General features: G+C 66.6%; 22 protein-coding genes, 1 tRNA gene and 1 riboswitch. Of the genes, 13 read left to right on the top strand and 10 right to left on the bottom strand.

Annotated features, from left to right (window positions below):
* Positions 1-195: 195 nt before the first annotated feature.
* From tolR to secA, 8 genes are all read right to left on the bottom strand, one after another.
* Positions 196-630 (bottom strand): protein TolR, encoded by a 435-nt coding sequence (tolR, locus tag KMAL_RS13315; RefSeq protein ID WP_003622109.1) that lies wholly within the window; start codon positions 628-630, stop codon positions 196-198.
* 2 nt (positions 631-632) lie between these two features.
* Complete coding sequence (gene tolQ / locus KMAL_RS13310) at positions 633-1,397, bottom strand: protein TolQ (protein ID WP_239020141.1); 765 nt, start codon at positions 1,395-1,397, stop codon at positions 633-635.
* Positions 1,398-1,523: 126 nt separating this feature from the next.
* The gene (locus tag KMAL_RS13305; protein WP_110096143.1) at positions 1,524-1,958 is read right to left on the bottom strand and encodes a YbgC/FadM family acyl-CoA thioesterase; all 435 of its coding nucleotides are present in this window, start codon (positions 1,956-1,958) and stop codon (positions 1,524-1,526) included.
* Positions 1,959-1,963: 5 nt separating this feature from the next.
* Complete coding sequence (gene ruvB / locus KMAL_RS13300; RefSeq protein ID WP_110096142.1) at positions 1,964-3,022, bottom strand: Holliday junction branch migration DNA helicase RuvB; 1,059 nt, start codon at positions 3,020-3,022, stop codon at positions 1,964-1,966.
* Complete coding sequence (ruvA, locus tag KMAL_RS13295; RefSeq protein ID WP_110096141.1) at positions 3,019-3,633, bottom strand: Holliday junction branch migration protein RuvA; 615 nt, start codon at positions 3,631-3,633, stop codon at positions 3,019-3,021. Before ruvA ends, ruvB begins: the two co-directional genes overlap by 4 nt.
* Entirely contained in the window at positions 3,630-4,136 is a 507-nt protein-coding gene (gene ruvC, locus KMAL_RS13290; protein WP_110096140.1) for a crossover junction endodeoxyribonuclease RuvC, read from the bottom strand. Before ruvC ends, ruvA begins: the two co-directional genes overlap by 4 nt.
* Before the next feature lie 12 nt (positions 4,137-4,148).
* Positions 4,149-4,898, bottom strand: a complete 750-nt coding sequence (locus KMAL_RS13285) for a YebC/PmpR family DNA-binding transcriptional regulator (protein ID WP_110096139.1) — start codon at positions 4,896-4,898, stop codon at positions 4,149-4,151.
* Between the two features lie 74 nt (positions 4,899-4,972).
* Complete coding sequence (gene secA / locus KMAL_RS13280) at positions 4,973-7,714, bottom strand: preprotein translocase subunit SecA (RefSeq protein ID WP_110096138.1); 2,742 nt, start codon at positions 7,712-7,714, stop codon at positions 4,973-4,975.
* A gap of 246 nt (positions 7,715-7,960) precedes the next feature.
* Between secA and KMAL_RS13275 the strand changes: the two genes are divergently transcribed.
* The 10 genes from KMAL_RS13275 (at position 7,961) to KMAL_RS13230 (ending at position 19,626) form a co-directional block, all read left to right on the top strand.
* Positions 7,961-8,890: a peptidylprolyl isomerase gene (locus KMAL_RS13275; protein ID WP_408887926.1), complete on the top strand. Its 930-nt coding sequence runs from the start codon at positions 7,961-7,963 to the stop codon at positions 8,888-8,890.
* Positions 8,891-9,069: 179 nt separating this feature from the next.
* Positions 9,070-10,305, top strand: coding sequence for a bifunctional glutamate N-acetyltransferase/amino-acid acetyltransferase ArgJ (argJ, locus tag KMAL_RS13270; protein ID WP_110096137.1), 1,236 nt, complete (start codon positions 9,070-9,072; stop codon positions 10,303-10,305).
* Positions 10,306-10,504: 199 nt separating this feature from the next.
* Positions 10,505-11,092: an RDD family protein gene (locus tag KMAL_RS13265; RefSeq protein WP_110096136.1), complete on the top strand. Its 588-nt coding sequence runs from the start codon at positions 10,505-10,507 to the stop codon at positions 11,090-11,092.
* 304 nt (positions 11,093-11,396) lie between these two features.
* Positions 11,397-13,991, top strand: coding sequence for a mechanosensitive ion channel family protein (locus KMAL_RS13260; protein ID WP_110096135.1), 2,595 nt, complete (start codon positions 11,397-11,399; stop codon positions 13,989-13,991).
* Positions 13,988-14,728 carry a 2OG-Fe dioxygenase family protein gene (locus tag KMAL_RS13255; RefSeq protein WP_110096134.1) on the top strand — a complete coding sequence of 247 codons (741 nt, stop codon included), beginning with the start codon at positions 13,988-13,990 and terminating at the stop codon, positions 14,726-14,728. Before KMAL_RS13260 ends, KMAL_RS13255 begins: the two co-directional genes overlap by 4 nt.
* The gene (locus tag KMAL_RS13250) at positions 14,725-15,792 is read left to right on the top strand and encodes a hypothetical protein (RefSeq protein ID WP_110096133.1); all 1,068 of its coding nucleotides are present in this window, start codon (positions 14,725-14,727) and stop codon (positions 15,790-15,792) included. Before KMAL_RS13255 ends, KMAL_RS13250 begins: the two co-directional genes overlap by 4 nt.
* Positions 15,793-16,045: 253 nt before the next feature.
* Entirely contained in the window at positions 16,046-17,182 is a 1,137-nt protein-coding gene (locus KMAL_RS13245; RefSeq protein ID WP_180999838.1) for an MlaE family ABC transporter permease, read from the top strand.
* Positions 17,183-17,186: 4 nt separating this feature from the next.
* Positions 17,187-18,005: an ABC transporter ATP-binding protein gene (locus KMAL_RS13240; RefSeq protein WP_110096132.1), complete on the top strand. Its 819-nt coding sequence runs from the start codon at positions 17,187-17,189 to the stop codon at positions 18,003-18,005.
* A gap of 5 nt (positions 18,006-18,010) precedes the next feature.
* Positions 18,011-18,964, top strand: coding sequence for an MlaD family protein (locus tag KMAL_RS13235; protein WP_110096131.1), 954 nt, complete (start codon positions 18,011-18,013; stop codon positions 18,962-18,964).
* Positions 18,961-19,626, top strand: a complete 666-nt coding sequence (locus KMAL_RS13230; protein ID WP_180999837.1) for a PqiC family protein — start codon at positions 18,961-18,963, stop codon at positions 19,624-19,626. The genes KMAL_RS13235 and KMAL_RS13230 overlap by 4 nt, the downstream gene beginning before the upstream one ends.
* Before the next feature lie 101 nt (positions 19,627-19,727).
* Here the strand turns inward: KMAL_RS13230 and KMAL_RS13225 are convergent, their stop codons facing one another.
* Positions 19,728-19,946, bottom strand: a complete 219-nt coding sequence (locus tag KMAL_RS13225; RefSeq protein ID WP_180999836.1) for a DUF1653 domain-containing protein — start codon at positions 19,944-19,946, stop codon at positions 19,728-19,730.
* A gap of 88 nt (positions 19,947-20,034) precedes the next feature.
* Between KMAL_RS13225 and KMAL_RS13220 the strand changes: the two genes are divergently transcribed.
* Complete coding sequence (locus KMAL_RS13220; protein ID WP_239020140.1) at positions 20,035-20,583, top strand: hypothetical protein; 549 nt, start codon at positions 20,035-20,037, stop codon at positions 20,581-20,583.
* Between the two features lie 28 nt (positions 20,584-20,611).
* Here the strand turns inward: KMAL_RS13220 and KMAL_RS13215 are convergent.
* Positions 20,612-20,685, bottom strand: a tRNA-Gly gene (locus tag KMAL_RS13215).
* A 145-nt stretch (positions 20,686-20,830) separates the two neighbouring features.
* A riboswitch (SAM riboswitch) is annotated at positions 20,831-20,911 on the top strand.
* A 147-nt stretch (positions 20,912-21,058) separates the two neighbouring features.
* Here KMAL_RS13215 and metZ point away from each other — a divergent pair.
* Together metZ and apaG are read left to right on the top strand one after the other, a co-directional pair.
* Positions 21,059-22,261 (top strand): O-succinylhomoserine sulfhydrylase, encoded by a 1,203-nt coding sequence (metZ, locus tag KMAL_RS13210; protein WP_110096129.1) that lies wholly within the window; start codon positions 21,059-21,061, stop codon positions 22,259-22,261.
* 86 nt (positions 22,262-22,347) lie between these two features.
* Positions 22,348-22,758 carry a Co2+/Mg2+ efflux protein ApaG gene (gene apaG, locus KMAL_RS13205; protein WP_110096144.1) on the top strand — a complete coding sequence of 137 codons (411 nt, stop codon included), beginning with the start codon at positions 22,348-22,350 and terminating at the stop codon, positions 22,756-22,758.
* Positions 22,759-22,868 lie beyond the last annotated feature (110 nt).

The following is a 22,868-nucleotide window of genomic DNA, read 5'->3' as shown; positions in this document are numbered from 1 at the left end:
GTCCTGCTGCGCCGTTCGATCCTCATATCGGGCGGGACGGGCACCGGCAGGCGCAGCACCACCGCAAGCAGCAGGGCAACATGAAGCCCGCCCGATATGAGGATCGAACGGCGCAGCAGGACACGTTCTGAACGACGCGGACGCGGCACGATCAAGGGACTCCCGACATTGTCCAGTATATTGCCCAAGCCCGTATCAGTGCCCGCCGCCGGGCGGCTGCTGCGCCAGCAGGGCGACATGCGTGAACCCGCCCGCCGTGATCTGCCCCATCACCTGCATGACGCGGCCATAATCGATATGCGAATCGCCACGCACGAAAATCCGGTGTTCCCGGTCGTTCTGGGCCGCGGCACGCAACTGGTCCACCAGCGCATCGGGGGAGACGGCATTGTCCCCCAGATAGAGGGAACCATCGGAACGGATGGACACCGTGATGGGTTTCGTATCCGTATTGACGGGGGCCGCGTCGGTTTTCGGCAGGTCCACATTGACGCCGCTGGTCATCATCGGCGCCGTGACCATGAAGATGATCAGCAGCACCAGCATGACGTCCACCAGCGGTGTGACGTTGATATCCGACATCGGGCGACGGCGACGACGCCGGCGCAGGTCACGCAGGCCACCGGCCATGATCAGCCCCTTTCTTCGGACTGGCGTGACAGGATGGCCGCGAATTCGGTCCCGAACGCATCCAGCCTGTCCTCGAACACGCCAAGGCTGTTGCCGATCACGTTATAGGCGATCACGGCGGGAATCGCGGTGACAAGGCCGATGGCCGTCGCGAACAGGGCTTCGGAAATACCGGGGGCCACGACGCTGAGGTTGGTGTTGTGCATCGCCGCGATCGAACCGAACGCATGCATGATACCCCACACCGTGCCGAACAGGCCGATGAACGGGGCCACCGGGCCGATGGTCGCGACAAAGATCAGCCACCGGTTCAGGCGGTCCATTTCGCGCGTGATGGTGATGGACATGGCGCGGTTGACGCGGTCCTGCACGCCCCCATGCACCAGGTCGATACCCGTGATGCGCGACGAACGGCGCCATTCGCCCATGGCCGCGCCGAACACGGCGGCCATCGGGTGGATCGGCTTCGCCCCGTCGGATTCATACAGGTCCTCCAGGCTGCCGCCTGCCCAGAACCTTTCCTCGAAATCCGATGCCTGCCGGTTGACCCGGCGGATGGTCACGATCTTGTCGAAAATGATCGCCCATACGATGACGCTGCTGACAACCAGCCCCACCATCACCAGCTTGACGACAATCGCCGCCTGAAGAAACAGACTCCACAACGACAATCCGCCAGCCGCAGCCGCGCCCAGATTCGCCGCGTTAACCGCTTGGTCCAAAAACGCCTCCTGCACACCTTCGAGCGTCCGCTCAAACACGAACATTGCCTGTTTGGCAAGCCAGCGCCAAGCCGCTTTCCGCGCAGCAATGCACTGCCTGCAACCCCCGACACCACAAGGACACCTGCCGGCGCGCGTCCCGGGCGGGAAAGCACGCGCCGCGGGGCGGCCTCAGGACAGCAATGTGGTCAATAGATCACGCCATCGCGGCGGAAATCGGGCAGGCCGCCCGTCGCTGACGCGAATGCAGGCCAGGCGCACATCCAGCGTGGCATACGCGTCGTCGGCCACCACGTTCCCCGTCGCCTCATCCACGAGGGCGAAGGACTGGATCAGCCGGCAGCTTGCCGGGCCGAGTTCCGTCAGCCGAGTCGTGATGCGCATGATGTCGTCGAGCCGGAACGGGCGGCGGTAATCCAGCGCCGCGGTCCGCACCACGAACACCAGCCCGTAATCCGACAGAAGCCCCGACACCGCGCTGCCCTGCGCACGGATGGCCTCCGTGCGGGCGCGCTCCGCAAAGGCGAGGTAGCGCGCGTGATAGACCACGCCGCCCGCGTCCGTGTCCTCGTAATAGATGCGAAAGTCGATGTCGTGCCGCGCCATGCCGCCTATGTCCCATCCCCAAGATCACCCAGCAGGTCCCCCTGCCCCGGCGCGCGCGCGGGCGGCACCAGCCCGAGGTGACGCCACCCCCGCTCGCCCAGCATGCGGCCGCGCGTGGTGCGCAGGACCAGCCCTTCCTGGATCAGGTAGGGCTCGATCACGTCCTCGATCGTATCGCGCGCCTCCGCCAGGGCTGCGGCCAGCGTCTCCACCCCCACGGGGCCGCCATGGTGGTATTCCGCGATGCGGCGCAGGTAGCGGCGGTCCATGCTGTCCAGCCCCATCGAATCCACCTCTAGCCGCGCCAGCGCCGCATCGGCCAGCGCCCGGTCCACTGCCCCCCGGCCGGAGCGCGCGACGGCGGCAAAATCGCGTACCCGGCGCAGCAGCCGTCCCGCAATGCGCGGCGTCCCGCGTGAACGGCGCGCGATCTCCTCCGCGCCGTCATGGGTCAGTTCGAAATTGAGCTTCTGCGCCCCGCGTGAGACGATCTGGCGCAACTCCTCCGGCGTGTAGAACACCAGACGCAGCGGGATGCCGAAGCGATCGCGCAGCGGCGTCGCCAGCAGGCCCGCACGCGTCGTCGCCGCGACCAGCGTGAACGGCGCAAGGTCGATCCGCACCGAGCGCGCGGCAGGCCCCTCGCCAATGATCAGGTCGAGCTGGAAATCCTCCATCGCCGGGTACAGCACTTCCTCGATAGAGGGCTGGAGGCGGTGGATCTCGTCGATGAACAGCACGTCGCGCGGCTGCAGGTTGGTCAGGATCGCGGCAAGGTCGCCCGCGCGCTGGATGACCGGCCCGGACGTTGCGCGAAAGCCGACGCCCAGTTCGCGCGCCACGATCTGCGCCAGCGTCGTCTTGCCCAGTCCCGGCGGCCCGTGCAGCAGGACATGGTCCATCGCCTCCCCGCGCTGGCGTGCGGCGGCGATGAAGATGGCAAGGTTCTCGCGGCTGGCCTTCTGGCCGGTGAAATCGTCAAGGGTCTGAGGCCGCAGGCTGGCCTCAGACCCGTCATCCTCGCCCCGGGTGGCATCGACCTCGCGTTCGGGATGTTCGCTCATCGGGCCAGTTCCTTCAGGCTTTCGCGGATGATGACATCAAGGTCGCCCCCACCGTCGAGCCGCTCCATGACGCGCACGACGACCGGCTGCGCCTCCGCCCGGCGGAAGCCAAGGCCCGACAGCGCCAGCAGCGCGTCGGACATCACGCCGCCATTGCCCGTGACCGTGACACCGGCCATGACCGCGCCGGGCGCGCCGCCACCGGGCATGCCCTCGCACTTGTCGCGCAGTTCGGTGACGATCCGCTGCGCCAGGCGCGCGCCAACGCCTGCCGCGCGCGTCAGCCCGGACTTGTCCCCCGTGCCGATCGCCGCAATCAGTTCGGAGGCCGAAAGCGTGGACAGGATCGCCAGCGCGACCTTCGCCCCCACCCCCTGCACCGTCGTCAGCAGGCGGAACCATGAGCGTTCGGCCGCGTCGATGAAGCCATAGAGCAGGATCGCGTCCTCGCGCACCACGGTCTCCACCAGCACGCGCGCGACCTCGGGCGCCTGCGGCAGGGCGGACAGCGTGCGGGTCGAGGCCTGCACGAGATAGCCGACACCGCCGACATCAATGACGCAGCGGTCCGCCTCCACCTGCCCCACAAGCCCGGTCAGTTGCGCGATCATGCCATCCTCGTCGCGCGGGCGATCTGTGCTGCGCTGGCGCGATGGTGGGCGTGGCAGATGGCCACCGCCAGCGCATCCGCCGCGTCGGAGCGTTTTGCAATCGCACTGGGCAGCAGGCGTCGGACCATCATTTCCACCTGTTCCTTGGTCGCGGCCCCGGTGCCGACGACCGAACGCTTGACCGCCTTGGCGCCGTATTCGGCCACCGGGATATCCAGCAGCACCGGCACCAGCAGCCCCACCCCGCGGGCATAGCCCAGCTTCAGCGTCGCCGCCCCGTTGCGGTTGACATAGGTCTCCTCGATCGCGGCCTCATCCGGGGCGAAGCCACGACCGAGTTCAAGCAGCGCATCATGCAGGTGGCGCAGGCGCAGCGGAACCGACATCGCGGCATCGGTCGCGATCACGCCATCGGCCACATGCGACAGCCGGTTGTCCCGCGCCTCGATCACGCCCCAGCCGGTAAAGCGCAGGCCGGGATCGATTCCCAGTATCCGGACCACCGTCTGGCGCGATCAGGCCGACAGCGCTTCGGCCACGTCGTCGGGCAGGTCGAAATTGGCATAGACCGCCTGCACGTCGTCATTTTCCTCCAGCACGTCAACCAGCTTGAGCACGCTGCGCGCCTTCTCCTCGTCCAGGGTCACGACCGTTTCGGGACGCCAGTCGAGCTTGGCCGACGCCGGTTCGCCAAAGCGGGTCTCCAGCGCGTCGCGCACGGCGAAGAAGGAATCCACCGGGCAGGTGACCTCGTGCCCTTCGGCGGTGGTCTCCACATTGTCGGCCCCGGCCTCGATGCCCGCCTCGAGCATCTCGTCCTCGGTCGCGACATCAAGCGGGTAGGTCACGACGCCAAGGCGCTGGAACATGAAGGAGACGGAGTTCGTCTCCCCCAGCGACCCGCCATGCTTGGAAAACGCCGCGCGCACGTCGGACGCCGTACGGTTGCGGTTGTCGGTCAGGCCCTCGACAATCACCGCGACACCGGCGGGGCCATACCCCTCGTACCGGACCTCCACGTAATCCTCGCCGCCGCCCGCGCCGGACGCCTTCTTGATCGCGCGTTCGACAGTATCCTTGGGCATGTTCACCTCACGCGCGGCCAGAACGGCGGCACGCAGGCGCGGGTTCATCGCCGGGTCGGGCATGCCCTCACGCGCGGCGACGGTGATTTCGCGGATGACCTTGGCAAACTGCTTGGCACGCTTGGCGTCCTGCGCGCCCTTGCGGTGCATGATGTTCTTGAATTGGGAATGACCCGCCATCGTTCGTCCCTGATCCTGTTAAGTCTTGTTTATTGTCAATGGGTCACGGCACCCGTGCCCGGTATGGCCAGCCCTCAGGCCAGCCGCCCGTGGCAGTGCTTGTATTTCTTGCCCGACCCGCAGGGGCACGGTGCGTTGCGCGGCACCTCGCCCCAGCTTGACGGGTCATCGGGCATGACCGCGGCCGCGCCGATCGGTTCCGCCATCGCAAGGTCGGGAACCTTGCCATTCGCGTCGGGGATCAGGCCCGGCCCCGGCTCGTTCTCCAGCCCCGGCACGCGGGGGTCGGAATGGACCTCCGCCGCGACACCGGCAAAGGGATTGTCCATCGCGGGCGGCGCGACCTCGACCCGCGCCATGGTCGATGTGACGCGCAGGCGCAGGTGGTCGAGCATGGCGTTGAACAGCTCGAACGCCTCATGCTTGAACTCGTTGAGCGGGTCCTTCTGGCCATAGGCGCGCAGGCCGATGCCCTGGCGCAGCTGGTCAAGGGCGAGGAGGTGTTCCTTCCACACCGCGTCGAACGTGGTCAGCAGCACCTGCTTTTCGACATAGCGCATGATCGCCGGGCCGAAATTCGCGGCCTTGGACGCCTGCGCCTGGGTGGCGGCCTGCTCGATCCGTTCCGCCACGGCCGCGCCGTCCATCCCGTCCTCCGCCGCCCATTCGTCGATCGGCAGCGTCAGGCACAGCTCGCTGGTGATGGCGGCGGCCAGCCCTTCCTTGTCCCACTGCTCCGCAAAGGAGCGTTCGGGGATGTAGCGTTCGACCATGTCGTGGATGACGTCGGCGCGCATGTCCGCGATGATGGGGGAGACATCCTCCATCGCCATGTATTCGCGGCGCTGGGCATAGACCTCCTTGCGCTGGTCATTCATGACATCGTCATATTTCAGCGTGTTCTTGCGCATGTCGAAGTTGCGGGCCTCGACCTTCTTCTGCGCGCGCTCCAGCGCCTTGTTGATCCACGGGTGGACGATCGCCTCGCCTTCCTTCAGGCCGAGCTTCTGCAGCATCCCGCCCATGCGCTCGGTCCCGAAGATGCGCATCAGGTCATCCTCGAGCGAGATGAAGAAGCGCGAATTGCCCGGATCGCCCTGGCGTCCCGCACGGCCGCGCAGCTGGTTGTCGATGCGGCGGCTTTCGTGGCGTTCGGTGCCGATGACGTACAGGCCGCCCGCCTTCTGCACGATATCGTGGTATTCGGCCACCTGCTGGCGCAGTTCGGCCTCCCTGCGGGCGCGTTCGTCCGGGTCGGTGATCCCGCCGAGTTCCTGGGCGATGCGCATTTCCACGTTGCCGCCCAGCTTGATGTCCGTGCCGCGCCCGGCCATGTTGGTGGCGATCGTGATCGCCCCCGGCGCGCCGGCCTGCGCGACGATCGTCGCCTCCATCTCGTGGAAGCGGGCGTTGAGCACGTTGTGGCGCACCCCGCGCTTGTGCAGCAGGGCGGAAAGCAGTTCGCTCTTCTCGATGGAGGTGGTGCCGACAAGCACGGGCTGGCCGGTCTTGGACACTTCCTCCACCAGGCGGCTGACGGCCTCGTATTTCTCCCGCGCCGTCAGGTACACCTCGTCATCGTCATCCTTGCGCGCGACGGGGCGGTTGGTCGGGATCTCGATGACGTCGAGCTTGTAGATGTCGGCGAATTCGTCCGCCTCGGTCATCGCCGTGCCGGTCATGCCCGACAGGCGGGGATAGAGGCGGAAATAGTTCTGGAACGTGATGGAGGCCAGCGTCTGGTTTTCCTGCTGGATCTCCACATGCTCCTTCGCCTCGAGCGCCTGGTGCAGGCCATCGGAATAGCGGCGGCCGTCCATCATGCGGCCGGTGAATTCGTCAATGATGATGACCTTGCCGCCGCGCACGATGTAATCGACATCGCGGGTGAACAGCGTATGCGCGCGCAGCGACTGCTGCACATGGTGGATGACGGCGACGTTCTGGATGTCGTAAAGGCCGCCTTCACGCAGCACCTGCGCGTCGCGCAGCATCTGCTCCACTTCCTCCGCCCCCTTGTCCGTCAGGATGACGGAGCGGTACTTCTCGTCCTTCTCATAGGCTTCGGGGTCCTTCACCAGCACCGCGATCACCTCGTCGACGGAGCGGTAGAGGTCCGAACTGTCATCGGCCGGGCCGGAGATGATGAGCGGGGTGCGCGCCTCGTCGATCAGGATCGAATCGACCTCGTCGACGATGGCATGGTGGAAGGGGCGCTGGACCATGTCCTCGGCGCGGTATTTCATGTTGTCGCGCAGGTAGTCGAAGCCGAATTCGTTGTTCGTGCCGTACGTGATGTCGGCGGCATAGGCGGCGCGGCGCTCATGCTCGGGGATGTTGGGCACGACCACGCCCGTCGTCAGGCCGAGGAAGGAGTACAGCCGCCCCATCTCCTCCGCATCGCGGCTGGCGAGGTAGTCGTTGACGGTCACGACATGCACGCCCTTGCCCGACAGCGCGCTGAGGTAGACGGCAAGCGTCGCGACAAGGGTCTTGCCCTCGCCGGTGCGCATTTCCGCGATCTTGCCATCCTGCAGCACCATGCCACCGATCAACTGCACGTCGAAATGGCGCATCCCCAGCACGCGGCGCGATGCCTCGCGGCAGACGGCGAACGCTTCGGGCAGCAGCGCGTCGAGGGTTTCCCCCTTTGCGATGCGTTCACGGAATTCCTGCGTCTTCGCCGCCAGGGCCTGGTCGTCGAGCGCCTGCATCTGGGGTTCGAGCGCATTGATGGCGGGGACGCGCCGCTGATACGCTTTCAACGCCCGGTCATTGGCGGTTCCGAACAGGGCACGGGCAATACTGGCGAACATATGGACCTTCCCGAGATGGCGATTCCCGCGTCCGTGGGGCGGTGGGCGCGGGTGGGGCATGCATGCGGATAACATTCTTGCGCGGAACCATCAGATAGGACCCACGTCGCCATGGGTCAACAGATGCCGCCCAACCGCGTGGCGAAATGATCCCCACATGATGCCATGGGCCGCCGCCCCTTGCGGGAGTGGACGGCCTTCGCCATGATGCCCGCCCAACGCGTCCATAACTGGGGTTTTTCGCACATGCGGACTTTCGGTCCGGCAAAGGCCATCGCCACGATGGCCCTGCTTGCTTCCACCATCATCGTCCCTCCAGCCCTGGCGGCAGGGCCCGCGCCCGCCGCCGGCCACCCGGCCGCCCCCGCTGCCGCGCCGGCCGACGCGAACCCGCGCCTGGCGTCGGTCAATGGCCAGGACATCCGCCTCAATGACATCCGCCAGGCCATCGCGACCATGCCGGACCAGCTGCGCAAGCTGCCGGAAAACGTCATCATCCCGATTCTGCTGAACCAGCTGGTGGACCAGAAGGCCATCCAGATCGTCGCGGAGAAGGCCGGCCTGCCCAAGCAGCCCGACGTGCAGCACCAGATGGAAGTCGCGGCGCAGAACGCGCTGCAGAACGCCTACCTGTCGGCGCAGGTCATGCCCGGCCTGACCGATGACGCGGTCAAGGCGTATTACGACAAGAACTACGCCAACAAGCCGGGGGCGGAGGAAATCCACGCCCGCCACATCCTCGTCCCGACCGAGGAACAGGCCAACGACATCATCAAGCAGCTCAAGGGCGGGGCGAACTTCGCCGACCTTGCGACCAAGCTGTCGAAGGACCCCGGATCGGCCAAGCAGAATGGCGGCGACCTCGGCTGGTTCAAGAAGGGCGACATGCTGCCGGCCTTCTGGGACGCGGCGTCCACCCTGCAGCCCAACAGCTTCAGCCAGACCCCGGTGCACACCCAGTATGGCTGGCACGTGATCCAGGTGCTGGGCAAGCGCACGGCGCCGACGCCCACGCTTGATTCCATGCGCGACCAGATCCGCCAGAAGCTGATCCAGGAAGGCGTGCAGAAGGCCGTCAGCAACGCCGTGTCGCAGGTCAAGATCGTGCGCTACGGGCCGGATGGCAAGCCGCTGCCCGACAACGTGCCGAACGCACCGCCCGCCGCCGCGCACTGACCACGGCACCGCAGGAACGGGCATGGCGGCGCGGGACACCCCGCCACGCCATGCCCGTCCCCCTGCCTGCTGGCGTACCGACAGGGGCGGCGACAGGGCAGTCCGATGCCCCCTCATGTATCCCGTCGCCCCTTCCCGCGTGGCGCCCCACCCACATCACACCAAGGACCAGACGTGTCATGGCTGACGCTCTTCCCACATCCCCGCTTGCACGGCCATTCCCCGAACTGAAGCCGATGGCGGGCGTCCGATTTGGCGCCACGGCGGCGGGCATCCGCTATGCGGGGCGTACGGACCTCGTGATGGCGGAATTCGCCCCCGGCACGACGGTCGCGGGCGTCTTCACCCGCAGCAAGTGCCCCGGCGCGCCGGTGGACTGGTGCCGCGCGGCGCTGGCCGGTGGGGTGGCGCGCGCCCTGGTGGTGAATGCGGGCAACGCGAACGTCTTTACCGGCCGCGCGGGGTACGAGGCGACGCAGGCCAACGCCGCCGACGCCGCGCGCCTTGCGCAGTGCGCGGCCAGCGAGGTCTTCCTTGCCTCCACCGGCGTGATCGGCGAGGTCCTGCCCTACCGCAAGATCAGCGACGCGCTGCCGGGACTGTATGCCACGCTGTCGGAAGACGGGTGGGAAGACGCCGCGCGCGGGATCATGACCACCGACACCTTCCCCAAGGGCGCGGTGCGTGAAACCACGATCGGCGGCACGAAGGTGCGCATCCAGGGCATCGCCAAGGGCAGCGGCATGATCGCCCCCGACATGGCGACGATGCTGGCCTTCGTCGTCACCGACGCCGCCCTGCCCGCCCCGGTGCTGCAGGCGCTGCTGTCGCGCGGGACGGAAAAGAGCTTCAACTGCACCACGGTGGATTCCGATACCTCGACATCGGACATGGTGCTCCTGTTCGCGACCGCGAAGGCGGGCAACCCGAAGGTTGCGGATGCGCAGGACCCCGCGCTGGCGGAGTTCACGCAGGCGCTGGACTCCCTGCTGCTCGAACTCGCGCTGCTGGTGGTGCGCGACGGGGAGGGGGCGACCAAGATGATGCATATCCGCGTCACGGGCGCCACGTCCGACGAATCGGCCAAGCGGGTGGCGATGGCCATCGCCAACTCCCCGCTGGTGAAGACCGCGATCGCGGGGGAAGACGCGAACTGGGGCCGTGTCGTCATGGCCGTGGGCAAGAGCGGGGAACCCGCGAACCGTGATACGCTGTCGGTCGGGATCGGCGGCACGTGGATCGCGAACAACGGCACCGTTGTCGCCGGGTATGACGAAGCGCCGGTCGTCGCCCACATGAAGGGGCGCGAGATCGAGATCGACGTGGACCTCGGCCTTGCCAACGGCATCGGGCAGGCATGGACGTGCGACCTGACGCACGGCTATATCGACATCAACGGTTCCTACCGCAGCTAGCACGGGCCTCCTGCCTGCGGGCAGCCCCGCCCCTGAAGGCCGCCTGCGCCTGCCATCAGGGGAACGGGGCGGTGGCGGCATCGCCACCATGTCCCGCCGCCCGTTTTTTCCGTTTCCGTTCCGCCCCATCCGGTGGCATTGCTGTCACAACCGCCTTTCGCGGGCACCCACCGGTCCAATGAGCAGGAACGCGCCGCCGATGTCCGATCAGTTTTTCCAGCCCGCCCCCCCACGCCCGCTGCACGAAGTCTGGACCTATGCCGGTTTCTGGATGCGGGTCGTGGCGCATCTGGTGGATTCGCTTGTCGTGTGGGTCGGCCTCATGCTGCTTGGCGCGGTCATCTCGCCCAGCGTGTCGATCACCATCTTCGACCCGCAACCGCATGGTGGCGGGGGTGACTACAGCGTCTCCTACATCCAGCCCGCCGATTACATGATCCTGTCGAACACGCCACATGTGCACTGGCACGGCTATGGCCTGCTGGAGATGGCGTGGCTGGTGCTGCCGGCGCTGTATTACATCCTTTTTGAAAGCTCCCGCCTGCAGGCGACGCCGGGCAAGATCCTGTGCCGCATGCGGGTGACGGACCTGTATGGCAACCGGATCGACTTCGCGCGCGCGACCGGCCGGTATCTGGGGAAATACCTGTCGTTCCTGATCCTGGGCATCGGGTTCCTGATGGTGGCATGGACCCGGCGCAAGCAGGGGCTGCACGACATCCTGGCCGGAACCTACGTCATCCGCCGCGAGCTTGAGGCAGAGACCCCGCCCTTCCCGCCGATGTAGCCTTCGCCGATGTCATGACAGGGCGGCCATGCGGATATTGTGCTTCATCCATCCCGCCAAAGGCCGCATGACCATGGCAGCCACGTCCGTTGCGCATCATTATTGCCACATGCATACGCGACAGTGACAAATCATGAAAACGGCGCAACGGGCGGCAACTATTGTATCCTGCTGACGTTATAGTCCTTTATATTTTGAAATCCCGAGATTTTTTGGCCCCGGCACTGCCGGGCCGCTCTCTTCAGACCGTCCCTGCCCCCGTGACGAACCTGCGGACGGCGCGATACAGGAGGTGACCAAAGGCATGCCCGCCGTTTCCATGACCGTTTCCCGATCCCCGCGCCGACCAAGGGCGGGGGCATGCCTTGCGCTGTTGTTCTCCTTTCTCTCACTGTTTTCATTCCTGCGGGCCACGCCGGCCTGCGCCGCGGACGCCGCCCCCCAGGGGCAGATGACCTCCGCACAGGCGCAGCAGGTGCTGGCGGTCATGAACGACCCGCAGAAACGCGCCGAATTCACCAGGACGCTGGAGGCCATCTCCAAGGGGCTGCCCGCCCCTGCCCCCGCGGCCGCCCCGGCGCATCCCGCACCGGCCAAGGCCGCGGCGGCGTCGGACGTGTCGGTCGAACCCGACAGCATCAGCAGCGAATTCCTTGATGAACTGTCGCATGTGCGCGACGTGGCCCTGCGCCAGGCGCAGAATTTCATGGCGCTGTTCAAGGACCTGGCATTCGTCGGCCACTGGGTCCATTCGACGCTGAGCAACGCGGATTCCCGCCAGATCCTGCTTGACGCGACCGGGCGCGCCACGCTGATCGTGCTGTGCGCGATGCTGGCGGAGCACGGCTTCTCCCTGCTGCTGCGCAAGCCGCTGGCGGCGGTGACCGCGCGCGCGGTCGCGACGGAGGCACGCCTGAACCAGCGCGTCCGCGCCGAAGACGCGCAGCAGGACGTGAAGGCCAGCGCCACCCTGTCCGCCGACGGGGCGAAGGAGACCGCGGACGAACGCGCGACCGAACAGGCCCGCCAGCAGGATGACAAGCAGCAGCACGAGACCCTGCGCATCATCGCGCGCATCCCGTTCTCGCTGCTGCACCTGCTGATCAAGCTGCTGCCGGTGGCGCTGTTCCTCGGCCTTGCCTATGGCGGGTCGGCGCTGCTGACCTCCACCCACCAGGCGGAAATGGTGACGCTGACGCTGACGAACGCCTATGTCATCGCACGCGCGCTGTACCTGCTGCTGGAAATGGTGTTCGTGCCGCGTTCGCCCACCATCCGCCTGTGCACCGCAAGCGACGCCACCGCGCGCATGGTCACGCGGTGGTGGAACTTCCTTGTCGCGGCGCCTTCGCTGGTGATCTGCCTGTCCACGCTGGGCGGGGTGTTCGACATGCCCGCGCGCGGGACGGAGGCCATCATCCGCGCCGTCGTGCTGGTGGAACACATCCTTGTCGCGATCTTCATCTGGCGCATCCGCAAGCATGTGGCCGAAGCCATGCAGCCGCCCGCGCGCTTCAAGGACAAGCCGTTCTGGGTCTTTGTCGGCCGGATGGTCCACTTCTGGTGGATGCTGGCGATGTTCTTCGACTTCGCGCTGTGGCTGGTGTGGGCGACGCAGGTGCGCGGCGGCTATGCCTGGATCCTGCGCACGCTGTCGATGACGATCGTGGTCATCCTGCTCGCCCGCCTGTTCGCGATCCTCGCCTTCGGCCTGCAGAACAAGCTGTTCCAGATCTCGCCCCAGACGGAGGAACGCTATCCCGGCCTGCAGGCGCGCATGGACTACTACTACCCCTATGCCCGCCGCGCGCTCCTGTTCCTGCTCAGCTTCGCCACCATCGTGTGCCTGCTGCAGTCGTGGGGGCTGCCGGCCTTCGCCTTCTTCCTGCATGGCACGCTGGGGACGAAGATCATCGGCGCGATCCTGACGGTGATGGTGGCCTATACCGTCGCCATCGTGGTGTGGGAGGCGGCGAACGCCGCGCTGCAGAACCAGATCAACCGCTTCGAGACATCGGAACAGGCATCGCGCGCCAGTCGCCTGCGCACGGTCCTGCCGATCATCCGCACGGTGCTGCTGACCTTCATCATCGTGATCGTGACGGTCACGACCCTGTCGCAGATCGGCATCAATGTCGCCCCCCTGCTGACGGGTGCGGGCATCATGGGCGCCGCCGTGGCCTTCGGCGCGCAGAGCCTGGTCAAGGACTTCATCACCGGCTTCTTCATGCTGGTTGAAAATGCGATGCAGGTGGGGGACTGGGTCACCGCCGGCGCGGTGTCGGGCACGGTCGAGCACCTGTCGATCCGCACCCTGCGGCTGCGCTCGGTCAATGGCGACCTGCACATCATCCCCTTCTCCTCGGTCACGTCGATCGCGAACACCTCGCGCGATTACAACCTTGTCGTGGTCGATTTCATGATCGACCTGAGCGAGGACCCGGCCCGTGTCGCCGCGATCCTGCATGATGAACTGGCGCTGATGCGCAAGGACCCGAAATTCGCGCCGCTGATCAAGTCCGACTTCTCCTTCCTTGGCGTGGAGCAGGCGGACGGCAACGGGGCGAAGTTCCTGGGTTCGGTCCGCACGACGCCGGGATCGAAATGGAAGGTGTACCGTGAGTATTACCGCCGCCTGACGACGCGCATGGTCAAGGAACACGTGAAGTTCCCGATCCCGACCAGCGTCAACATGCTGGGCAACATGCCCGGGACCGACGCGCTTGACGTCAATGGCAGCGGCAGCATCCACATGGTGTTCCCGCCCAATCCGCCCCAGTCGCCCCAGTCGCCACAGGCACCACAGGTGACACCGGCGGCCGATGTGGCGCATGATGCGCCCGCAACCCCGAAGGGTGACGCACCCGCCGCCACCCCGAGTCCAAAGGCGCACGAATGACATCCACCCCCGATCCGGACCCGACACTGGCCGCCATGGAGGCCCCCCTGCGTGCGCAGGGGTTCGCCTTTGTCGGGGCGGATCGGATGCATGCCGAACTCCTGCGCTATGGCCTGAAGGCGTGGGAGACGTTCGCCGCAAGCTGGAACCGGCTGGGGCTGGACCGTTACATGGCCGATGGCGGGCGGTACCGCCGCCGCCGCCACGCCACCTTTGCGGTGGGGGCGGACGGCATGCGCCGCAAGAAGCACCAGCCCCATTACCAGAGCCGCGACTACAACGAACTCAATGGCGGGATCGAACGCTGGTTCCGCGCGGTGGAGCCCGATATCGGCACCCATCCCGCGCTGGAGGCGATCCTGCGGCTGATGTACCGCATCGTCACCGACCTGACCCCGCCCGCGCGCAGGCCCGATGGCTGGCACGCGGAAATCCACCAGTTCCGCATCGAGGCCCTGCCCGAACAGCCCGGCCACCCCACGCCGGAGGGACTGCACCGCGATGGCGTCGACTGGGTGCTGGTGCTGATGGTGCGGCGCGAAAACGTGATGTCGGGGGAGACGACCATCCATGACCTGCAGCGCCGGCAGGTGGGCACGTTCATGCTGGACCGGCCGCTTGACGCCGCGATAGTCGATGACAACCGCGTCTATCACGGGGTGACGGCGGTGCGCCCGATCGACCCGTCACGCCCGGCCTACCGCGACGTACTGGTCGTCACCTTCCGCCACCAATGACCACCCCGCCCCGCCGCGCGGACGCGGCCGGGACATGGCGGCGCTTCGCACGGATGTTGCTGGGCACGGTGGTGGTGGCCGGGGGACTGCTCTATGGCTTCATCGTCACTGTGGACCCATGGGACATGCTGCCGCTCTCGCCACGGCTGGCACGCATCCCCATCAGCACCAACACCCGCTACAGCATGCCCGCGCTGACCCGTGGGGCCGCGTTCGATTCCGTCATGCTCGGCACCTCCACCAGCCGCCTGATGCAGCCTGCCGTGCTTGATCCCGCCCTTGACGCGCGCTTCCTCCAGCTTGGCATGAACAGCGCCAGCGCGTGGGAGCAGGAAAGGCTGCTGTCGCTGTTCCTGCGCCACCACCCCGCCCCGCGCGTGGTCATGATCGACATCGACGCCGCATGGTGCCGCAACCGGCCGGGCAACCTGACCGGTCCCAACCGCCCATGGCCGGAATGGATGTATGGCGGCTCCCCCTGGGCGGGGTACCTGCACATGGCGAACCTGTATGGCCTGCAGGAAGCGGCCAACCAGTTCCTGTGGCTGGTGGGGCTGAAGGCGCAGCGTTTCGGCGCGGATGGCTATACCAGCTTCGTCCCGCCTGACGACCGTTATGACCGCGCCCGCGTGGACCGGGCGTTTGCGGCATGGACGCCCCCCGATCCCACGCCCGCGCCCGACGGGGCGGACCGCGCCGTGCCCGACAGCATGGTGCTGCTGCACGCCATGCTGTCGCGACTGCCCGCCGGCACGCGGCGGCTTCTGTGGTTTCCCCCGGCCTCCGCCTACCTTCACGGCCCGGCGGGCAGCCGCAGCAGGATGCGCGCTCTGGCCTGCCGCCGGGCCGTCACCGCCATGGCGGCGGGCATGGCCGACACGCTGGTGGTGGATTTCGACATCCCCGGCCCGATCGTCGATGACCGCGACAGTTTCTGGGACCCGCTGCATTACCGGCTGTCGGTGGCGCGGCGGGTGATGGACGACCTCGGGCGCATCGCCCATGGGGGTGACGGGGGGGCCGACGCGCACGTCCTTGTGCGCAACGGATGGCCGCCACGCTGACGCCGCATCGCGTGTCATGGCGCAAGCCATGCGCTGCGCTCACCATTCCGTCGCGGCAGCAGGCCTTGTGCATGCCGGGTCATCTGGTATGGGAAGAGGACGCCCCCGCGAACACGCGCCCGGTGCGTCGGGCCGCCCCCGCCACGGGATGCGGCGTCCGGCGCATGGCTGCGCCGGTCCGCTGTCCGCGCGGCGTTCCCTGCGTGTCCTGCCCACTGCCGTGGCAGGCACGGTCCTGAGGTTGGAGAGGCTGGTGAACACGTCCGTCAATGGTGCGCCGCAATGGCATCTGCAGGCCGAGGCGAACCGGACCCTGATCACATTGTCCGGCGAGTGGATCGCACAGACCGGCACCACCCCCGACTTTCCGAACGATGGCCTTGCCCCCGCGACGAAGGGCAAGCCGCTGGAATTCTCCACCGAGGGGCTGGGCCGGTGGGATACCTCGCTCATCAGTTTCCTGTGGGAACTCAAGCGCGACGCGCGCCTGGCCGATGTCACGGTCAGCACCGACACCCTGCCGGTTTCCGCGCGCAAGCTGCTTGACCTGCTGCCTGAAATCCCGCCCGAACCGCATGCCCCCCCGCCGCATCATTTCGCCCCCGTCGCCGCCGTAGGGCAGTTCACGCTCGATACCCTCAACGAGATCGGCTGCGTGAGCGAGATGGGCGTCGCCACCGCGAAAGGTGGCCTTGCCGCGCTGCTGGGCAAGGGGATGATGCGTACCGTCGACCTGCTATCGGACGTGCGCGCGGCGGGGCCGACGGCGCTGCTGATCGTGGGCGTGGTCAATTTCCTGGTCGGTGCGATCCTTGCGTTTGTCGGCGCGGTGCAGCTGCACAAATTCGCGGCCGACATCTATGTCGCAAGCCTGGTGGGAATCGCGATGGTGCGCGAAATGTCCGCCGTCATGACCGCGATCATCATGGCCGGGCGCACCGGCGGCGCCTATGCCGCGCGCATTTCCACCATGCAGGGGAACGAGGAGATCGACGCCCTGACGGTGTTCGGCATCCCGGTTTCCAGCTACCTGATCCTGCCCTCGGTGCTCGCACTCGTGCTGACGATGCCGCTGCTCTACCTGTATGGCTGCCTGATCGGCATGTTCGGCGGGTTCGTCGTGGCGTACATCATGCTCAACGTCACGCCGCTGGGCTATTTCCATGAGACACTTTACGCCGTCGCCCTGTCGCAGTTCATCTTCGGCTTCATCAAGAGCATCGTGTTCGGCGGGTTCATCGGCCTGACAAGCTGCCGCATCGGCCTGAAGGCCGGGCGCTCCGCCGCCGATGTCGGCATCGCCGCGACCCGCGCGGTGGTCGTGGGCATCGTGGGGGTGATCGCCATCGACGCCATCTTCGCCGTCATCGCCAACGTGCTGGACATCTGATCCGATGAACGCAGACCTCTCCTCCCCCGCCACCCACGACGCCGCCGACGCGGCGCAGGCGCTGCTGTCGGTGCGTGACGTCACGCTGGCGTTCGGGCCGAAGGTGATCCAGCACGACATCTCCTTCGACGTGAAGCGCGGCAGCATCTTCGCCGTCATGGGCGGGTCGGGCTGCGGCAAGAGCACGCTCCTCAAGAGCATGATCGGGCTGCTGCGCCCGACAAAGGGCGAATACCTGGTCGGGACGGACAATTACTGGGCCGGCACGGACGAGGACCGGGTGCGCATCGGCCGCCGCTTTGGCGTGCTGTTCCAGAGCGGAGCGCTGTGGAGTTCGATGACGGTGGGGGAAAATGTCGCCCTGCCGATGCAGATGTTCACGACGCTCAAGCCGCATGTGATCCGCCAGCTTGTCGAACTCAAGCTCGGGCTGGTGGGGATGCTGCATGCCATCGACCAGTACCCATCCGAACTCAGCGGCGGGATGAAGAAGCGCGCGGGCCTTGCGCGCGCGATGTCGCTGGACCCCGACATCCTGTTCTTTGACGAACCCTCCGCCGGGCTGGACCCGATCACATCCGCGCGGCTGGATGAACTGATCCTCAACCTGCGCGACGGACTGGGGGCGACGATCGTGCTGGTCAGCCATGAACTGTCCAGCCTGTTCGCGATTGCCGATGACGGCATCTTCCTTGACCCCGAATCCAAGACGGCCATCGCCCACGGGTCGCCCACATGGCTGCGTGACCATTGCGAAAACCCGATGGTCCACGCCTTCATGCACCGCGAACGCACCGATTCCTCCAGCCACGGGGACAGATAGGGGCCATGCCCGCCAGACAGACAGTCATTGGCGCACTGGTGATTGGCGCGGCCATCGTGGGCGGGGCGATCCTGCTGGCGCGCGGCGATATCCCGTTCCTCAACCCGATGGGCGAGGCGGTGGTGGTGTTCGAGGATTCGACGGCGGGCCTGGATATCGGCTCCCCCGTCAATTTCCGTGGCATCCCCGTCGGGGCTGTGGAAAAGATCGCCATCGGCGTCGACCCGACGGTCCACCGCACCTATACCTCCGTCGATATCGTGTTTTCGCTGCGCAAGGTGCCCGGCGGGCGGGACCTGCCCGATACCCGCACGCTGGTGGCCGACGGCATGCGCGCGGACATGGTGCTGCACAGTTTCGTGACGGGACAGTCGGAAATCGACCTCGACTTCTCCCCCAACACGCCCGCGCGGATGCATCCGGGCCTTTCCCCGCTGCCGGAAATCCCGGTGGGCCAGACCACCTTGCAGCAACTCAAGGGGGAACTGGGCGCGCCGACGATGGAAAAGCTCAAGCATGACATCCGCACGGCCGTGGCCAGCATCCGCCAGCTTGCCGCCGACCTGCACCGTGACCTGCCGCCCATGGTCGCAAGCATCCGCGAGACATCGGCGCGCAGCCATGTCGCGGTCGTCACCATCCGCGAAGCACTTGCCGACGCCAGGACGCGCGCCGCCGTCACCCTGACGGACATGGACCGGATGCTGGCCACGGGCGGCCGGGAAATGGATGCCCGCAAGGCGGAACTGCGCCAGTTGATCGCCGAGGCGCGCCTGACACTGGCGCAGGCGCACGAGACCATGGTGGGCGTGCAGCAGTTGACATCGCCGCAGTCCCCCGATCAGGTCCACCTTGCCGAAATGACGCGTGACGTGACCGCCGCCGCCTATGGGTTGCGCGGGTTCGCCAATGAAGTTGAAAGTAACCCGCAACTCCTGCTGATGGGACGCAGCCAATGATCTCGTGCCTGCCTGTTTTCCTCTCCCGCCACATGGCCACCTGCCGTGCCATGGGGGGACTGATCGTCTCGGCCTCGCTGCTTGCGGCGTGTTCCTCCGCCCCGGTGAAGTTCTATACGCTTGGCGCGTCGGCCATCGCCACGGGTGCGACCACGCCAAGCGGCAGCGTCTCCGCCGTGACCGACACCACCCCTGTCATCCAGGTGGAACAGGCGCGCATCCCCGACTACCTTGACGGGCAGGACATCCTGGTGCGCGACGGGCACGAGATCGAGCGCAGTTCGCTGGGCCGCTGGGCCAGCCGCCTGTCGGTGGGGGCGACGGACCTTGTGACCGCACGCCTGGCGCAGAAATGGCCCGACCGTTTCGTGACCGACCAGCCGCAGCCGACCCCGGCCTCCTGGCGTCTGGCGATCAACATCAGCCGCCTTGACGTCAGCCGTAACGGGGCGGCGGCGCTGAACGCGGACTGGGCCATCATCCCGCAGGACCTGCGCCAGCCCATCGCGCGCAACCGCACCCATATCGAGGTCGCGGGCGGCACCGCCACCAACAACCATGTGGCTGAAATCACGGAATCGCTCCTGGACCAGCTGAGCGACAAGATCGCGGCAAGCTGGCCGCAGGCAACGGCGACGCACGCGTCCCACACCCATCACTGAAGGCTTATGAAGAGAAGTTTCTGGTGAAGCTTTTTTCAAAAAGCTTCGAAGAATGCCGCCTTTTTAAAAAAAGGCGACACCCAGAAACTTCTCTTGCCTTATTACGGTACGTCAATGGGCGTGAAACGGGGCACGCCCTCGACCTGCTCCATCCACATCTCCAGCGGACGGACCCAGTAATCGCCCTTCGCCTCGCTGCGGTAGGTGACGAGCCATTCTTCCGTCTCGCTATGGCGGCCGACGCAGATGACGGTGTAGAGGCCGCCCTTGTAATGCCGGTACGGCCCCGGCCGGGGATGGGTGGGTGCAACCATTTTCATCCTGTCTCCTTCATTGCATCATGAAAGACGCCCCCGCTCCCATGGCCGGGGCGCGCCAGCATGACCTGCACAGGGAGATATCCGCCGCATGTTCCGCACGTCCACCCCCGCCCCGTTCCTCCCTGCCGGATGGGCGCGCCCGTGGCGTTGCGTTCTGCGGGGCGCCATGGCCGCAGGGGTGCTGTGGCTGGGCGGCATCACGGGGGCGCAGGCCGCAACGGAACGTGGCGCGACGGTCATCCTGGCACAGCATCCGGGCACGGAACTCGACCGGCAGGCGCACCTGCTGCAGGCGCGGGACCTGCGGGACGCCCATGCGCGCGGCGAGCATCCCGTCGTCCTGACGGCGTCGGGCCCACTGTCGGACCATCCGGGGGACATGGCCCTGTTCGTGCAGCTACAGTCACCCGGCCTGTGCGGTTCCGCCGGGTGTTCCACTTCCGTCTTCCTGCGCCGGGGCACGCAATGGACGCAGGTCCTCGATTCGCTGAGTGGCCCGGTGCGGATCATGCCGCAAAGCCATGGCGGGATGCATGACCTGCTTGTCGATGACGGGGATCGCTGGATCTGGAACGGCACGGCCTATGCCGACACGCAGGCTGCGGCCTCGCCACCCCCGCCCGCAACAACGCGGTAGGGCAACAGTCCATCAATTTGGGAAAGCGTGGAGCGGGTGAAGGGAATCGAACCCTCGTATGCAGCTTGGGAAGCTGCCGTTCTACCATTGAACTACACCCGCGTGCTGCCCTCCCTATAGCGGAGGGATCGCCCCAATGCAATCGTTCCCGCAGCACCGGATGCAACAGGGCCGATGCCCGCCCGCGGCAGTTGACGAGCACGGGTACAATCCGCAATAACCGTGCCTGTACCGCGCCCTGCCATGGGGCCGGGACCCTCGTGATTTGATTCGGCCGGCTTGCGGCGAGGTTAAACAGACGCGCTAAAGAGGCCTGATGCCGCCACAAGGCGCTGGTGTCATGGTTTCCACGGTCGGACGATCCATTGCCGAAGGAAGCTCTGTCCCGGATAATTCCAAGCCCTTTTTTCCGGTCCGGGCCTCTGCCTTTTTTCGGCGTTTCTGACGATTTTCTGGTTTGGGAATCCTGACGATCATGACTGACAATTCCACCCCTTCCGAATGGCGCGCCGCCACCCGCCTGCTGCATGCGGGCGAGGAACGCACCCCCTATGGCGAGACGAGCGAGGCGCTGTTCCTGACGTCAGGCTTTGTCTATGACAGCGCCGAACAGGCGGAAGCCACCTTCCTGGGCAATGCCACGCATTACCAGTACAGCCGCATTTCCAACCCCACCGTCACCGCACTTGAACGCCGCCTCGCCAACCTTGAGGGGGCGGAAGACTGCGTGACCACCTCCACCGGGATGGGGGCGGTCTCCTCCGCGCTGCTGGCGCAGGTGCGCGCGGGCGAACGCGTCGTCGCCTCACGCGCGCTGTTCGGGTCGTGCCACTGGATCGTGGCCGAACTGCTGCCGCGCTACGGGGTCGAAACCGTGTTCGTCGATGGCGCGGACCTGTCCGCATGGGCCGACGCCCTGTCGAAGCCGACAAGCGCCGTGCTGCTGGAAAGCCCGTCGAACCCGATGCTCGACATCCTCGACATCCGCGCGATCTGCGATCTTGCGCACAAGGCCGGGGCGGTCGTGGTGGTCGATAACGTCTTCGCCACCCCGCTGTACCAGAAGCCGCTGGAACTGGGCGCGGATATCGTCGTCTATTCCTGCACCAAGCATATCGACGGGCAGGGCCGCACGCTGGGCGGGGCCGTGCTGGGGCGCAAGGAATGGCTCGACGACGTGCTGCGCCCGTTCGTGCGCAACACCGGCAACACGCTCTCCCCCTTTAATGCGTGGGTGATGCTCAAGAGCCTGGAGACCCTGTCGCTGCGCGTGGACGCCATGACGGCAAATGCGGGAAAGGTGGCGGATTTCCTGGCCTCCGCCCCGCAGATCCTGCGCGTGTTCTATCCCGGCCGCGCCGACCATCCGCAGCACGAACTGGCCATGAAGCAGATGAGCGCGGGTTCCACGCTGGTCGCGTTCGAGGTCGCGGGCGGCAAGGAAGGTGCGTTTGCCTTCATGGATGCGCTGAAGCTGATCAGCATCTCCAACAACCTGGGCGATGCGCGTTCGCTGGTGACGCACCCGGCCACCACCACGCACCAGAAGATCGGGCCAGAGGAGCGCGCGCGCCTTGGCATTACCGATGGCGTGATCCGCTTTTCCGTCGGACTGGAAGATGCGGAGGACCTGATTGACGACCTGCGTCGCGGCCTGAGCGCCGTCGCCGCGCGCTGATCCACAGCCCGGAGTACCTTATGGCCCAGAACAAGTCCTATCCCCCTCCCCCCGGACACGATCCCGACTCCGCCCTTGCAAACGCCATCGACAACACCCCGTGTTACGAGGCGCGCACGGGCGACGTGCGGGTTCTGGTGCAGACGTTCTGGCTGGATGACCAGTCGGAACCGGAGGAACGGCGCTTTGTCTGGGCCTATCGCATCCGGGTGGAAAACCATGGCGACAGCGCGATCCAGCTGCTGCGGCGCAGCTGGCGCATTGTCGACGGGCAGGGCCGCATCGAACATGTGCAGGGCGACGGGGTCGTGGGTGAACAGCCCGTGATCGACGCGGATGGCTGTTTCGAATACATGTCGGGTGCCGCGCTGGAAACGCCCACGGGGTTCATGGGCGGGACCTATCACATGGTCCAGCCCGGCACGCGGGAACATTTTGACGTGAACATCCCGACCTTCAGCCTCGACAGCCCGCACCATCCCGCCATCTTCCATTAACACCCACGCCTGCCATCGCCCGCGCGCGGACGGGCGTGGCCGCGCAGGAACAAGACAGAACAACAGCGATGACCCCCACCGATTCCGCCCCGCCCCCCCGCCCCACCCGT

Origin of the sequence: Novacetimonas maltaceti (assembly GCF_002906255.1) — a bacterium.
Lineage (GTDB): Bacteria > Pseudomonadota > Alphaproteobacteria > Acetobacterales > Acetobacteraceae > Novacetimonas > Novacetimonas maltaceti.
Note: the sequence above shows the minus strand (reverse complement) of the source record. Positions and strands in the feature narration are given on the sequence as shown.